This window comes from Avibacterium sp. 21-586 (assembly GCF_026226775.1).
Taxonomy (GTDB): Bacteria; Pseudomonadota; Gammaproteobacteria; order Enterobacterales; family Pasteurellaceae; genus Avibacterium.
Genome location: NZ_JAKKOD010000001.1, coordinates 1,541,105 through 1,554,068 on the forward strand (window position 1 = coordinate 1,541,105; position 12,964 = coordinate 1,554,068).

The 12,964-nt window shown below is 40.1% G+C and carries 12 protein-coding genes; 11 read left to right on the forward strand and 1 reads right to left on the reverse strand.

Going from position 1 to position 12,964, the window contains the following annotated elements; genetic code table 11:
* Nucleotides 1–54 precede the first annotated feature (54 nt).
* The 9 genes from murC (at nt 55) to L5B71_RS07135 (ending at nt 8,310) form a co-directional block, all read left to right on the forward strand.
* Entirely contained in the window at nt 55–1,443 is a 1,389-nt protein-coding gene (gene murC, locus L5B71_RS07095) for a UDP-N-acetylmuramate--L-alanine ligase (protein WP_268741557.1), read from the forward strand.
* A gap of 11 nt (nt 1,444–1,454) precedes the next feature.
* Nucleotides 1,455–2,381 (forward strand): D-alanine--D-alanine ligase, encoded by a 927-nt coding sequence (locus tag L5B71_RS07100; protein ID WP_265757669.1) that lies wholly within the window; start codon nt 1,455–1,457, stop codon nt 2,379–2,381.
* Nucleotides 2,381–3,145: a cell division protein FtsQ/DivIB gene (locus L5B71_RS07105; RefSeq protein ID WP_265757670.1), complete on the forward strand. Its 765-nt coding sequence runs from the start codon at nt 2,381–2,383 to the stop codon at nt 3,143–3,145. The genes L5B71_RS07100 and L5B71_RS07105 overlap by 1 nt, the downstream gene beginning before the upstream one ends.
* Before the next feature lie 44 nt (nt 3,146–3,189).
* Entirely contained in the window at nt 3,190–4,467 is a 1,278-nt protein-coding gene (gene ftsA / locus L5B71_RS07110) for a cell division protein FtsA (RefSeq protein WP_265757671.1), read from the forward strand.
* Between the two features lie 283 nt (nt 4,468–4,750).
* Nucleotides 4,751–6,046, forward strand: a complete 1,296-nt coding sequence (gene ftsZ / locus L5B71_RS07115) for a cell division protein FtsZ (protein WP_265757796.1) — start codon at nt 4,751–4,753, stop codon at nt 6,044–6,046.
* A gap of 34 nt (nt 6,047–6,080) precedes the next feature.
* Nucleotides 6,081–6,998, forward strand: a complete 918-nt coding sequence (gene lpxC / locus L5B71_RS07120) for a UDP-3-O-acyl-N-acetylglucosamine deacetylase (RefSeq protein WP_265757672.1) — start codon at nt 6,081–6,083, stop codon at nt 6,996–6,998.
* Between the two features lie 169 nt (nt 6,999–7,167).
* On the forward strand, nt 7,168–7,473 hold the full coding sequence (locus L5B71_RS07125) for a transposase (RefSeq protein WP_265756211.1): 306 nt from the start codon (nt 7,168–7,170) through the stop codon (nt 7,471–7,473).
* Nucleotides 7,470–8,045 carry an IS3 family transposase gene (locus tag L5B71_RS07130; protein WP_265757674.1) on the forward strand — a complete coding sequence of 192 codons (576 nt, stop codon included), beginning with the start codon at nt 7,470–7,472 and terminating at the stop codon, nt 8,043–8,045. Before L5B71_RS07125 ends, L5B71_RS07130 begins: the two co-directional genes overlap by 4 nt.
* 1 nt (nt 8,046) lies before the next feature.
* Nucleotides 8,047–8,310, forward strand: a complete 264-nt coding sequence (locus L5B71_RS07135; RefSeq protein WP_265757675.1) for an integrase core domain-containing protein — start codon at nt 8,047–8,049, stop codon at nt 8,308–8,310.
* A 239-nt stretch (nt 8,311–8,549) separates the two neighbouring features.
* Here the strand turns inward: L5B71_RS07135 and fabB are convergent, their stop codons facing one another.
* On the reverse strand, nt 8,550–9,770 hold the full coding sequence (gene fabB / locus L5B71_RS07140; protein ID WP_265757676.1) for a beta-ketoacyl-ACP synthase I: 1,221 nt from the start codon (nt 9,768–9,770) through the stop codon (nt 8,550–8,552).
* A gap of 157 nt (nt 9,771–9,927) precedes the next feature.
* On the opposite strand from fabB, the gene mnmC reads away from it, so the two are divergent.
* Both mnmC and nagB read left to right on the forward strand, forming a co-directional pair.
* Nucleotides 9,928–11,958, forward strand: coding sequence for a bifunctional tRNA (5-methylaminomethyl-2-thiouridine)(34)-methyltransferase MnmD/FAD-dependent 5-carboxymethylaminomethyl-2-thiouridine(34) oxidoreductase MnmC (mnmC, locus tag L5B71_RS07145; protein WP_265757677.1), 2,031 nt, complete (start codon nt 9,928–9,930; stop codon nt 11,956–11,958).
* 127 nt (nt 11,959–12,085) lie between these two features.
* Nucleotides 12,086–12,889 carry a glucosamine-6-phosphate deaminase gene (gene nagB / locus L5B71_RS07150; protein WP_265757678.1) on the forward strand — a complete coding sequence of 268 codons (804 nt, stop codon included), beginning with the start codon at nt 12,086–12,088 and terminating at the stop codon, nt 12,887–12,889.
* Nucleotides 12,890–12,964 lie beyond the last annotated feature (75 nt).

Sequence of the window (12,964 nt, forward strand, 5' to 3'; positions counted from 1 at the left end):
AAGGCGGAAAAAGTGAAAGAATTTCAAAAACGAGTAAGGCAAACTGTGCCAGAAATGCGCCGCGTGAAACAAATTCATTTTGTTGGTATTGGCGGTGCGGGAATGGGCGGTATCGCGGAAGTCTTGTTGAATGAAGGTTACCAAGTAACAGGATCGGATATTGCGGAAAATGCAGTAACGCAACGCTTAAGTGCGTTAGGCGCAAAAATTTATTTTTCTCACCAAGCTGCCAATGTTGATGGCGCGAGTGTGGTGGTGGTATCCAGCGCCATTAAAGATGATAACGTAGAAGTGGTGGAAGCACACAATAATCGTATTCCCGTGATTCAACGAGCACAAATGTTAGCGGAGATTATGCGATTCCGTCACGGTATTGCCATTGCAGGGACACACGGTAAAACTACGACAACTGCTATGATTTCAATGGTTTATGCGCAGGCAGGGCTTGATCCGACTTTTGTTAATGGCGGATTAGTGAAATCAGCAGGCACAAATGCCCATTTAGGTGCAAGCCGTTATTTAATCGCCGAAGCAGACGAAAGCGATGCATCTTTTTTACACTTACAGCCAATGGTTTCAGTGGTTACCAATATTGAGCCTGACCATATGGAAACCTATCACGGTGATTTTGAAGAAATGAAGCAAACCTATGTGAATTTCTTGCATAATTTACCGTTTTATGGCTTAGCGGTAATGTGTGCAGACGATCCCGTGCTACTTGAGTTGATTCCAAAAGTTGGACGTCAAGTGATCACTTATGGCTTTAGCGAAAATGCGGATTATCGTATTGAAGATTATCAGCAAACCGGCTTTCAAGGGCATTACACCGTGGTTACCCCACAAGGTGAGCGCGTCAATGTCTTGCTTAATGTACCGGGTAAGCATAATGCATTAAATGCAACCGCAGCCTTTGCCGTGGCGAAAGAAGAAGGCATTGGCAATGAAGCCATTTTAGCCGCATTAGCGGATTTCCAAGGCGCAGGACGCCGTTTTGATCAGCTTGGCCAATTTATTCGTCCAAATGGAAAAGTGATGTTAGTGGACGATTATGGGCATCACCCAACAGAAGTGGGCGTAACCATCGAAGCGGCGAAAAAAGGCTGGGAAAATAAGCGAATAGTGATGATTTTCCAACCGCACCGTTATTCTCGTACCCGTGATCTGTTTGATGATTTCGTGCAAGTGCTATCCCAAGTTGATGTGCTATTAATGCTGGATGTGTATGCCGCAGGTGAAGCGCCAATAGCTGGGGCGGATAGCCGTTCGTTATGTCGTTCTATTCGTAATTTAGGCAAAGTTGATCCGATTTTTGTGGCTGAACAAGAAAGTCTTGCGGAAATTTTGGATCAAGTGATTCAAGACGGTGATTTAATTTTGGCGCAAGGTGCTGGCAATGTGAGTAAACTATCCCGTCAATTAGCAGAAAGTTGGACAGAAAATTAATTGGACGCAGTATGAAAAAAACATTAAAACAAGAAAAAATTGCTGTATTACTTGGTGGAACTTCCGCAGAGCGTGAGGTTTCACTTAATTCTGGTGAAGCCGTGCTTAATGCGTTAAAAAGCCTTGGCTATGACGCTCACCCCATTGATCCGAAAACCTTTCCAGTCGCAGAGTTAAAGCAACAGGGCTTTGATAGAGTATTCAATATTCTGCATGGACGTGGTGGGGAAGACGGTACAATGCAAGGCTTGCTTGAACAAATTGGCATTCCTTACACAGGTTGTGGCGTAATGGCCTCTGCTTTAACAATGGATAAAATGCGTACTAAAATGTTGTGGAAAGCTTTTGGCTTGCCAGTGGCCAATATGGAAGTGGTCACTAAAGACAGCTTTGCCGAATTTGATCCGCAAGCGGTTGTGGAAAAATTAGGTTTGCCATTAATGGTAAAACCTTCTTTAGAGGGTTCTAGTGTAGGCTTGAAAAAAGTAAAACAGCTTGATGAATTAAAAAGTGCGGTGCAATTTGCTTTAGGTTTTGATGATACCATTCTTATTGAAGAATGGCTTGCAGGTGATGAATTTACTGTGCCTGTTTTAGATAATGAAGTGTTACCTTCAATTAAAATCGTGCCTGAAGGCGAGTTTTATGATTATGAAGCGAAATACGTTTCTGATAATACACAATATTTTTGTCCAGCAGGTTTAACTGAGGAGCGTGAGCAAGAATTGCGTCAATTAGTGAAACGTGCTTATGATGCAGTAGGTTGCCGAGGTTGGAGCCGTATTGACGTGATGATGGATGGTGAAGGACAATTCCGCTTAGTGGAAGTGAATACGAATCCAGGAATGACCAGCCATAGTTTATTCCCAAAATCAGCATCGACGGTGGGCTATTCTTTTGAACAGCTTGTAGAGAAAATTTTGGAGCTAAGTATTTAATGGGTCTGTGGCATAAAGCAACGCAAAGTGTCAGAAGTGGAAGGCAAAAATCACGCATTTTTGTGCCAGTGAAATTGCTTATTGTGTTACTATGCTTGGGGGTATTTTTTTATGCTTACTCCAACTGGCAAAACTGGTTAGAGAAACTGGATGAGCGCCCTATTAGTGGCTTTAATTTAGTCGGCTCACCTACTTTTACTACTGATTCTGACGTGCGGGAAATTATTTCAGGAATGGCCGATTTGAAAGGATTCTGGGGGCAAGATATCAGTTTAGTGAAAGAACAAATATTGACCATACCTTGGGTTTCGCAAGCAATTGTGAGAAAAATTTGGCCTGATCGTCTAAGCATTTTATTAAACGAATACACACCAGTAGCAATTTGGAACCACAATGAGTTCGTATCACCAGAAGGCGTTGTGTTTAAATTGCCAATGGATAGATTAGGTGATAGAGATTTGCCTCGTTTAGCAGGGCCTGATTATAAGAGTTTGGTTGTCTTAGAGGCTTGGAAGAAAATTTATAATGAATTAAAAGCCAAAAATTTAGTATTAAAATCATTGAGTATTGATGAGCGAGAAGCGTGGCAGTTAGAACTTGAAAATGGCGTGATCTTAAAACTAGGACGAGGTGAGTGGAAAGCGAAAATCGATCGTTTTGTAACTATTTATCCTGAAATTGAAGTGCCAGAAAATAAGCGGTTAGCGTATGTCGATTTACGATATAAAGTAGGTGCGGCTGTCGGATTAGTGGATAAAGAATAAATCGACAGTATGAATTTTAAACTGATTAGAAAGATGTGAAAAATATGGCGAAAATTATTGAATCAAAAACAGTTGTTGGCTTAGAAATTGGAACGTCTAAGGTGGTTGCCGTAGTTGGTGAAGTTTTGCCTGACGGTGTTGTAAATGTACTTGGGGTAGGAAGTAGTCCATCAAAAGGGATTGATCGGGGCAGTATCACTGATTTAAATGCGGTAATTAAGTCTATCCAACGTGCTGTTGAAGCGGCTGAATCAATAGCAGATTGTCAAATTATCAGTGTCACTTTGGCTATTACAGGCGATCATATACAAAGCCTAAATGAAAGTGGTTTTGTTCCGATTGCAGATGGTGAAGTGACTCAAGAAGAAATTGATTCTGCAATGCATACCGCAAGCTCAGTAAAAATAGGTGAGGGACTCTCCTTATTACATATTATTCCGCAAGAATATGCTGTTGATAAGCAAATGAATATTAAAGATCCGCTAGGATTGCAAGGTGTCCGTTTGAAAGCACAGGCCCACTTAATTGCGTGTCATCAAGATTGGTTGAACAACTTAAAAAAAGCCGTAGAGCGTTGTAAATTAAAAGTAGAAAAAATTGTTTATTCTGGTGTTGCATCAGGTTGTTCTGTACTTACTGAAGATGAAAAAGATTTAGGCGTATGTTTAATTGATTTTGGTGCAGGCACAATCGACATCGTGGTTTATACCAATGGTGCATTACGTTTTAGTAAAGTGATTCCTTATGCGGGAAATCGAGTTACAGATGATATTGCTTATGCTTGTGAAACGTCAAGAGCAGAAGCTGAACGGGTTAAAGTTAATTATGGTAGTGCTTATAATCCACCGTCTAGTCATGCAGAAAAGCGTATTGAGGTAGCTGGTATTGGTGGAAGGACGCCTAGAGTATTGAGTAAACAACAATTATCCATTGTTACAGCTGCACGTTATGAAGAATTGTTAAGACTGGTTCGCGAAGAACTCAATCAATTACAGTATGAATTAGAAAATAAGCAAATGAAATTTGAGTTAATCGCAGGCGTAGTAATTACAGGCGGAGGTGCACAAATTGAAGATTTGAAACAATGTGCAGAAAAAGTCTTTGGTACCCCTGTTCGTGTTGGACATCCTCTTAATATTACGGGATTAACAGACTATGTAAGCAAACCTCAATATTCTACAGTAGTTGGATTATTGCAATATAATCATAATGATGAAGATGAAAGTCCACTTAATGATCAAGATGGTCCAGAAGAAGGCTTTTTTACTACCACATGGTCTGGCTTTAAAAAATTCATTAATAAAGTGAAGTCAGAGTTTTAAATTTAGTGTCCACATTAGTGGCAGTTAATGATGTGGCAGTGAAAATAATAGGACGATATTGTAGTCATGAGATTGGCATTTGGTTTAAATAAAAAGCTTTTTTGCCTTTAAAATAAGAATTTAATGACAAATCTCAGGTTTCTCATCTTTTTTTGTCATTATTCAGAAATTTTATTAATAAAGTGCGGTCTAAATTTTGAGAATTTCTATTTTTCATCTACAATAAGAGCAATTTAGGTTTTAATTTTGTGCTAAGAGCAATAAGCACGGACGGAGAATGAGTATGTTTGAACCAGTGGAGTATGATGTTAGTGATGTTGGCGGAGCCACGATAAAGGTTATTGGCGTTGGTGGTGCAGGTGGAAATGCAATTAATTATATGATTGAGAATATGATTAATTATAATGGCGAAGCGAATAATGCTCCATTTGGAGATAATATCTTAAATTTCCCAGAAGTAGATGATGGGTCCCATGGCCGAGTTATTTTTTATGCTGTAAATACGGACGCAAAAGATTTGCGTCAAAGTAAAGCTCAACATACTATTCAAATCGGCGAAAAGATTACAAAAGGATTAGGAGCTGGTGCTAATCCTAATATTGGCCGTCAAGCAGCAGAAGAAGATCAAGATGCTATTCGTTCAATGCTTGAAGGTGCTGATATGGTCTTTATTGCTGCAGGTATGGGGGGCGGCACAGGAACAGGTGCATCTCCAGTTATCGCTCAAATTGCAAAAGAATTGGGGATTTTGACTGTTGCAGTAGTAACTAAACCTTTTGCTTTTGAAAGAGGTAGAAGAATTCAATTTGCTGAAATTGGAATCAATGAATTATCTAAACACGTTGATTCTTTAATCGTTATTCCTAATGAAAACTTAGTTCGTGTGTGTGGTAAAAATATCACTTTACAGTCAGCTTTTGCTGCGGCAAATGATGTATTACGTAATGCGGTAATGGGAATTTCTGATATGATCACCAGCCCTGGACTAATCGCAGTGGATTTTGCAGATGTTAGAACTGTTATGTTAGGAATGGGAAGAGCGATGATGGGATCAGGCGTTACTGAAGGTGAAGCTGGTAGTGGCCGAGCTGAAAAAGCTGCTCAAGAAGCAATTGCAAGCCCATTGCTAGAAGATGTTGATCTGTCTGGTGCGAAAGGTATTATTGTGAATGTTACCTCTGGATTTGATTTAACTTTAGATGAATTTACCATTATCGGTAATACAGTAGGAAGCTTTGCTGATGATGAAGCTACAGTAGTTATCGGTACAGCTTTAATGCCAGAGATGACGAATGAAATTAGAGTAACTGTTGTTGCTACAGGATTAGGTAGTAATCATAGTTCTCAAAATATGCGATTTGCGCCTAAAATTCCGTTAGAAGATCCTTCTTATGTTAAACCAGAGACTCTGCGAAATATCAAACAAGATGAACGCCTACAATCTGGAGCAAATGTTTATGATCCATCGGAAGAAAGTAAAACTGAGCTAGAACGTCCAACAGATTTAAGTAACAAAAATATTAATATTTTTGATACACCGAGCTATATTCGTAATAAAGAGCAAGATAATAAGCAATAAATCTGATTGTTATACAGTAGATTTAGGATAGATTATGATTAAACAAAGAACTTTAAAACAGAGTATCAAAGTAACAGGTATCGGTTTACATAGCGGAAATAAAGTGACACTTACTTTGCGTCCTGCTATGGCGAATACTGGGGTGATTTATTGTCGTACGGATTTAAACCCACCAGTAACTTTCCCTGCCAATGCGAATGCTGTACGTGATACAATGCTGTGTACTTGTTTGATAAATGAAGAAGGTATTCGTATTTCAACCGTAGAACATTTGAATGCAGCCTTAGCTGGCTTAGGCATTGATAATGTGATTATTGAAGTGGATGCGCCAGAAATTCCGATTATGGACGGTAGCGCGAGCCCATTCATTTATCTTTTATTAGATGCAGGCATTGAAGAACAAAATGCAGCGAAAAAATTTATTCGCGTGAAAAAGCCAATTCGTGTGGAAGATGGTGATAAATGGGCTGAATTTAAACCTTACAATGGTTTCCGTTTGGATTTTACTATTGATTTTAATCATCCGGCGATTGGTAACAATGTACGTAATTATGTGATGGATTTCTCAGCTCAAGCGTTCGTGCAACAAATCAGCCGAGCAAGAACTTTTGGCTTTATGAAGGATATTGAATATTTACAATCACAGGGCTTGGCATTGGGCGGTAGCTTAGATAATGCGATTGTGCTTGATGATTATCGTATTTTAAATGAAGATGGCTTACGTTTTAAAGATGAGCTAGTTCGTCATAAAATGCTTGATGCGATTGGTGATTTATATATGTGTGGCTATAACATCATCGGTGATTTCAAAGCTTATAAATCAGGACACGGTTTAAATAACAAGTTATTAAGAGCCTTGCTTGAGAGTCAAGATGCGTGGGAATTTGTTACCTTTGAGGATAAACAAAGTGTGCCACAAGGCTATTTATCGCCTGCTCAAGTACTTATTTAATTGAATGTGGATAAATTAATATAAAAAAAGGTTAATTCTGTTGAATTAACCTTTTTTTATGTGATCAGTTTACATATATAGTAAACAATACGTTGAAAAATAGTGTAGTGGTACACTAATTTTACAGTCCTAGATAGGTGGTAAACTATCACAAAAAGAGGACACTAAAATGAGAAGAACATTTAGCCCAGATTACAAAGTGGCCGCAGTAAAATTAGTCACCGAGCAAGGTTACTCTATTGCCCAAGCCTGTTTAGAATTAGGCATAGGCGAAACAGCCCTGCGTCGTTGGATAAAACAAGTCCAAGCAGAAAAACAAGGCTATGTATTACCAGGAACTAAGCCACTTTCACCCGAGCAACAACGGATACGAGAGCTTGAGCGACGCATTAAAATACTTGAAGAGGATAAAGAAATCCTAAAAAAGGCTACAGTGATTTTCATGTCACTCGAGCGCAACGCTATCAAGCGGTGAAGACATTAAAATCATATGGAATAAAACGTGTTTGTGCTCTATTTTCTCTTTCAGAACGAGCTTATTATGCTCAGAGAAAGCAAAAAGCTAAGCCCAATAAGCATTTAGGCTTGGCGGTAGAGATAAAGGCGTTATTTGATGAAAGTCGGGGTTCAGCAGGAAAGCGGACTTTAAAGGTGAGATTAAAAAGTAAGGGGATTGAGGTAGGATTAGCCTTAATTCGAAAGCTGATGAAACAACAGGGATTGGTCAGTAAACAGCCACAAAAACGTTGGCGTCAAGGTACATTAGAGAAAGCGTCCACATTGTTTCATAATGTGTTAAATCGGCAATTTAATCCAACCTCAGAGACAACGGTATTATGTGGTGATACAACTTATCTAAAGGTACAGGGGGAGTGGCATTATTTGGCAGTGGTAATGAATTTAGCGCACCGTCAAGTAGTAGGTTGGCGATTACAGAAACAGCATGATTCAATGTTAGTGGTTGGCGCCTTAAATCATGCAATGCTAACAACGGAGAGAACGAGGGATGTTGTTTCACTCAGACCAAGGCAGTATTTATGGGAGTGAGTTGTTTATACAATGTGTGAAACAGCATGGTTTGATACAAAGTATGAGTCGCCGAGGAAATTGTTGGGATAATGCGCCGCTGGAACGTTGGTTTAGAAGTTTTAAATATGAATGGATGTTAAAGGGCGGTTATTCTTCCTTAGATGAAGCTAAGGAAGATATTAAACGTTATGTGTTTTACTATAACAGGGTGAGACCGCATAGCTATAATCAAGGATTACCGCCAATTTTAGCGAAAAAAACCTATCAGGGACTGCTAATTTAGTGGATCACTACATAGTGTTGAAACCTTTTATCGTACTAGACATTAGTTTACGCTACTTATATCGCTAATTACGTTATTAGTATTTATGGCAAAATCTAGATGGATAGACTACTTGGTAGAGATTATGTTTAGCTAAAAAAGAAGTCGGGGGGATAAATCTGACAGCCATCAAAATTTAAAATCGAAAACTGTCAGATTATGGTTTTGTTCTTATAGACTTTTGGGGGTTAAATAAGAAATTATTTTGTATAGCGTCTAAACACTAATGTTGCATTTGTACCACCAAAACCAAAGCTGTTTGACATTACGGTATTTAAGCCTGCTTTTTCTTTCGTTTCAGTAACGATATTCATTCCTTCCGCTTGTGGATCGAGGGTCTCGATGTTAATGCTTGGGGCAATGAAATCGTTGTCCAACATTAATAAGGTATAAATGGCTTCGTGTGCGCCAGCCGCACCTAATGAGTGGCCTGTCATTGATTTGGTTGATGAAATGGCTGGTTTTTCATCACCAAAAACATTTTTGATCGCGCCCAATTCTTTCACATCCCCCACTGGTGTTGACGTGCCGTGTACATTGATGTAGTCGATAGGGGTATCTACCGTTGCCATTGCTTGTTTCATACAACGTTCTGCGCCTTCACCGCTTGGGGCAACCATATCATAACCGTCAGAGGTTGCACCATAGCCCACGATTTCTGCATAGATTTTTGCACCACGAGCAAGGGCGTGTTCTAATTCTTCCACCACGACCACAGCGCCACCTCCGGCAATCACAAAACCATCACGGTTTGCATCATAAGCACGCGAAGCTTTTTCTGGCGTATCGTTATATTTGGTAGAAACTGCACCCATTGCGTCAAATTCTGTAGCACATTCCCAGGATAATTCTTCGGCACCACCTGCAAAAACAATATCTTGCTTGCCTAGTTGGATTAATTCTAAAGCGTGGCCGATACAATGGGCTGAAGTGGCACAAGCAGAGCTGATACTATAGTTTACGCCACGAATTTTATAAGGCGTGGCCAAACAAGCCGACACGCTTGATGCCATTGTTTTGGTTACGGCATAAGGTCCAACGGCTTTCACACCACGCGGACCACGCACCGCATCACAAGCGATAAGCTGATTGCGTGCAGAACCTGTTCCTGCGCCGATCACTAAACCAGTGCGATCGTTAGATACTTGTTCTTCTGTTAGACCTGCATCTTCAATTGCTTCTTTCATTGAAAGATAGGCATAAGCTGCTGCATCGCCCATAAAGCGATAAACTTTACGATCAATCAATTCTGAAGGTGTAATTTTGAGCGTACCTGCGATATGGCTACGCATACCCATTTCCACAAATTCAGGCACTAATTCAATGCCTGATTTACCCGCTTTTAATGAAGCTAATACTTCTTCTTTATTGTTACCAATACTGGAAATGACACCGAAACCAGTAATCACCGCTCTTCTCATAGATTATTCCTTTTGAGTTGAAAGAGTAAAAAATACAGTTGATCGCTAACTTACTATGAAATGAAAATATTGCAAGCATTTCTTTGAAGGTTCGACCAATCCCGAAAATTTGGTTATTATAGCAAACTCAAGTAGTACAACAAAGATGCCAGCAAAGATGTTTAAACTTAATCACGCAGAGATTTATTTTAATCAAGAAAACACGCCTGTATCGCACCAATTTGATGATGTGTATTTTTCTAATCAAGATGGTTTGGCAGAAAGCCGTTATGTATTTCAACAAGGGAATGAACTATGGGAACGTTGGCATCAGTTTCACCAGAGACATTTTGTGATTGCCGAAACTGGCTTTGGTACAGGGCTGAATTTTTTTGCAGTCACCCAACTTTTTCGTCAATTTCGCCAAGTCAATCCGCACAGTCCGCTAAAACGCTTGTTTTTTATTTCTTTTGAAAAATATCCGCTCAATTCAACACAACTTATCCAAACCCATCAGCCTTATCCTGAATTTGCCGATTTAAGCGCGCAACTTTGTCGCCATTGGCAGCCGATGATCACAGGCTGCCAGCGTTTTCATTTTGCCGAAACCACGTTGGATATTTGGTTTGGTGAAATAGCTGCAAGCCTGCCACAACTGGGTGATTATATGCAAAATCGCATTGACGCGTGGTTTTTAGATGGCTTTTCGCCTAGCAAAAATCCGCAAATGTGGAGCGAACAACTTTACAATGCAATGTTTGATTATTGCAAACCTAACGGCACGTTTGCTACCTTCACCGCCGCAAGTGCGGTGCGAAAAGGCTTAGAAAATGCAGGATTTAGCGTGCATAAGCGCAAAGGATACGGCAAAAAACGTGAATGTTTAGCGGGCATTAAACCAGAAAATTCCGCAAAAAATCACCGCACTTCCACAATTTTAACCCCTTGGTATTTGCCACAAGCTGCTCAAATGAATGAAACACAAGACATCGCCATTATCGGCGGCGGCATTGCTTCTGCCTTTACCGCGCTTTCTTTATTGCAACGTGGCGCGAATATCACACTTTATTGTGAAGACGAGCAAACCGCACTCAACGCCTCAGGCAACAAGCAGGGGGCATTTTATCCGCAACTGAGCGATGATGATGAACGTAATATTCGTTTTTATATTCACGCGTTTTTATATGGGCAACAGCAACTGCATTGGGCGATTGATCAAGATATTGAATTTGAACGGGATTTTTGCGGTGTAGCGCTCTGTGCTTATGATCATAAAAGTGCGGTGAAATTAAACAAAATTTCTGGCTTAGCTCTGCCCGAAGCCTTATTCCAACGCCTTTCTCAAGCTGAATTAAGCGAAAAAGTAGGCTTGCCACTGCCTTGTGATGGCGCATTTATTCCGCAAGGTGCTTGGCTTGCGCCCCGTCAACTCGTGCAAAACTTATTTGCCTATTTGCAAAAGCGTGGCGTAACCCTAAAAACTTTGCAAAAAATCACCGCACTTTCTCAACAAGGCGAAGGCTGGTTGCTGACTAATGCACAGGGCGAAACCTTTTCTCATCAGATCGCCATTATTGCTAATGGGCATAAACTCAAAGACTTTAGCCAAACCGCACAACTGCCTGTTTACCCCGTGCGTGGGCAAGTGAGCCAAATTCCCACCACACCACAGCTAAAACAACTTAAAGCGGTGCTTTGCTATGACGGTTATCTCACCCCTGCGGATCAAGAACAAACTAGCCATTGCATTGGCGCAAGCCACATTCGTGATAATCAAGATCGCCAATTCTGCCTACCAGAACAGCAAGAAAATCAGCACAAAATTCAGCAAAATCTTGCCGGTGTGGAATGGGTGAATACGATTGATACGTCTGACAATCTAGCCTGTATCGGCGTGCGTTGTGCGGTGCGTGATCGCATTCCTATGGTGGGCAACGTGCCAGATTTCGCACAGCAAGTAGAAGACTATAAAAACCTGTTTAATCTCCGCCGCCGCAAACAGCCTATTTCGCCTGCGGCAATTCATCGTAATCTTTATTTAATTGGTGCGTTAGGCTCAAGGGGATTAACGTCCGCTCCCTTACTTGGCGAACTGCTGGCTTCATTAATTTATCGCGAACCTTTGCCGTTAAGTGAAGATATTTTGCATCAGCTCAGCCCAAATCGAAGTTGGATAAGAAAATTGCTGAAAGGTACGTTGATCAAATAAATATTATTTTGTGATATAAATCATAGTTTTCCTTTTTAGGTTAAATTTTATTTCATTTTGAAGTTAATATTATTTTATAATTATCTCTATGAAAAAACACTTCAAAAAATAAAAATAGGAGAGAGTTATGCGTTTAATTCCTTTAAAAACAGCAGATCAAGTTAGCAAATGGGCAGCACGTCATATTGTTGAGCGTATTAATGAATTTAGCCCAACGGAAGAACATCCTTTTGTATTGGGATTGCCAACGGGCGGCACGCCGTTACAAACCTATAAAGAATTAATCAAACTTTATCAGGCTGGGGAAGTGAGCTTTAAAAATGTAGTGACCTTTAATATGGATGAATATGTTGGTCTGCCTAAAAATCATCCAGAAAGTTACCGCTCTTTTATGTATAAGAATTTTTTCGATCACATTGATATTCAAGAAAAAAATATTAATTTGTTAGACGGTAATGCCGCCGATCTAGATGCTGAATGTCGCCGTTATGAAGAAAAAATGCAGTCTTACGGCAAGGTAAATTTATTTATGGGCGGGGTCGGCGTGGATGGGCATATTGCCTTTAACGAGCCGGCGTCATCACTAGCTTCTCGCACCAGAATTAAAACCCTAACGGAAGATACCCTTATCGCTAACTCACGTTTCTTTGATAATGATGTGAACAAAGTACCTAAATATGCGTTAACCATTGGTGTAGCTACCTTGCTTGATGCTGCTGAAGTAATGCTTTTAGTGACAGGGCATAATAAAGCATTGGCGTTGCAAGCCGGAGTGGAAGGAAGTGTAAATCATTTTTGGACAATTAGTGCTTTGCAGCTACATCGTCATGCTATTTTTGTCTGTGATGAGCCAGCAATGCAAGAATTAAAAGTGAAAACGGTGAAATATTTTACTGAATTAGAGGCTAAGGCTATCCATAGTGTTTTATGAAAATAGTAAGAAATGGTTTATCAGCTAGGTAATCATGTATATCGTATAGATAGTTGGGGACTGTAGACAGCAATT

What these genes read in the sequence shown, in the direction of transcription:
- nagB (WP_265757678.1), top strand. Translation starts at nt 12,086, where the DNA reads ATGCGTTTAATTCCTTTAAAAACAGCAGATCAAGTTAGCAAATGGGCA.
- L5B71_RS07100 (WP_265757669.1), top strand. Translation starts at nt 1,455, where the DNA reads ATGAAAAAAACATTAAAACAAGAAAAAATTGCTGTATTACTTGGTGGA.
- L5B71_RS07125 (WP_265756211.1), top strand. Translation starts at nt 7,168, where the DNA reads ATGAGAAGAACATTTAGCCCAGATTACAAAGTGGCCGCAGTAAAATTA.
- lpxC (WP_265757672.1), top strand. Translation starts at nt 6,081, where the DNA reads ATGATTAAACAAAGAACTTTAAAACAGAGTATCAAAGTAACAGGTATC.
- L5B71_RS07105 (WP_265757670.1), top strand. Translation starts at nt 2,381, where the DNA reads ATGGGTCTGTGGCATAAAGCAACGCAAAGTGTCAGAAGTGGAAGGCAA.
- fabB (WP_265757676.1), bottom strand. Translation starts at nt 9,770, where the DNA reads ATGAGAAGAGCGGTGATTACTGGTTTCGGTGTCATTTCCAGTATTGGT.
- ftsA (WP_265757671.1), top strand. Translation starts at nt 3,190, where the DNA reads ATGGCGAAAATTATTGAATCAAAAACAGTTGTTGGCTTAGAAATTGGA.
- ftsZ (WP_265757796.1), top strand. Translation starts at nt 4,751, where the DNA reads ATGTTTGAACCAGTGGAGTATGATGTTAGTGATGTTGGCGGAGCCACG.
- mnmC (WP_265757677.1), top strand. Translation starts at nt 9,928, where the DNA reads ATGTTTAAACTTAATCACGCAGAGATTTATTTTAATCAAGAAAACACG.
- murC (WP_268741557.1), top strand. Translation starts at nt 55, where the DNA reads ATGCGCCGCGTGAAACAAATTCATTTTGTTGGTATTGGCGGTGCGGGA.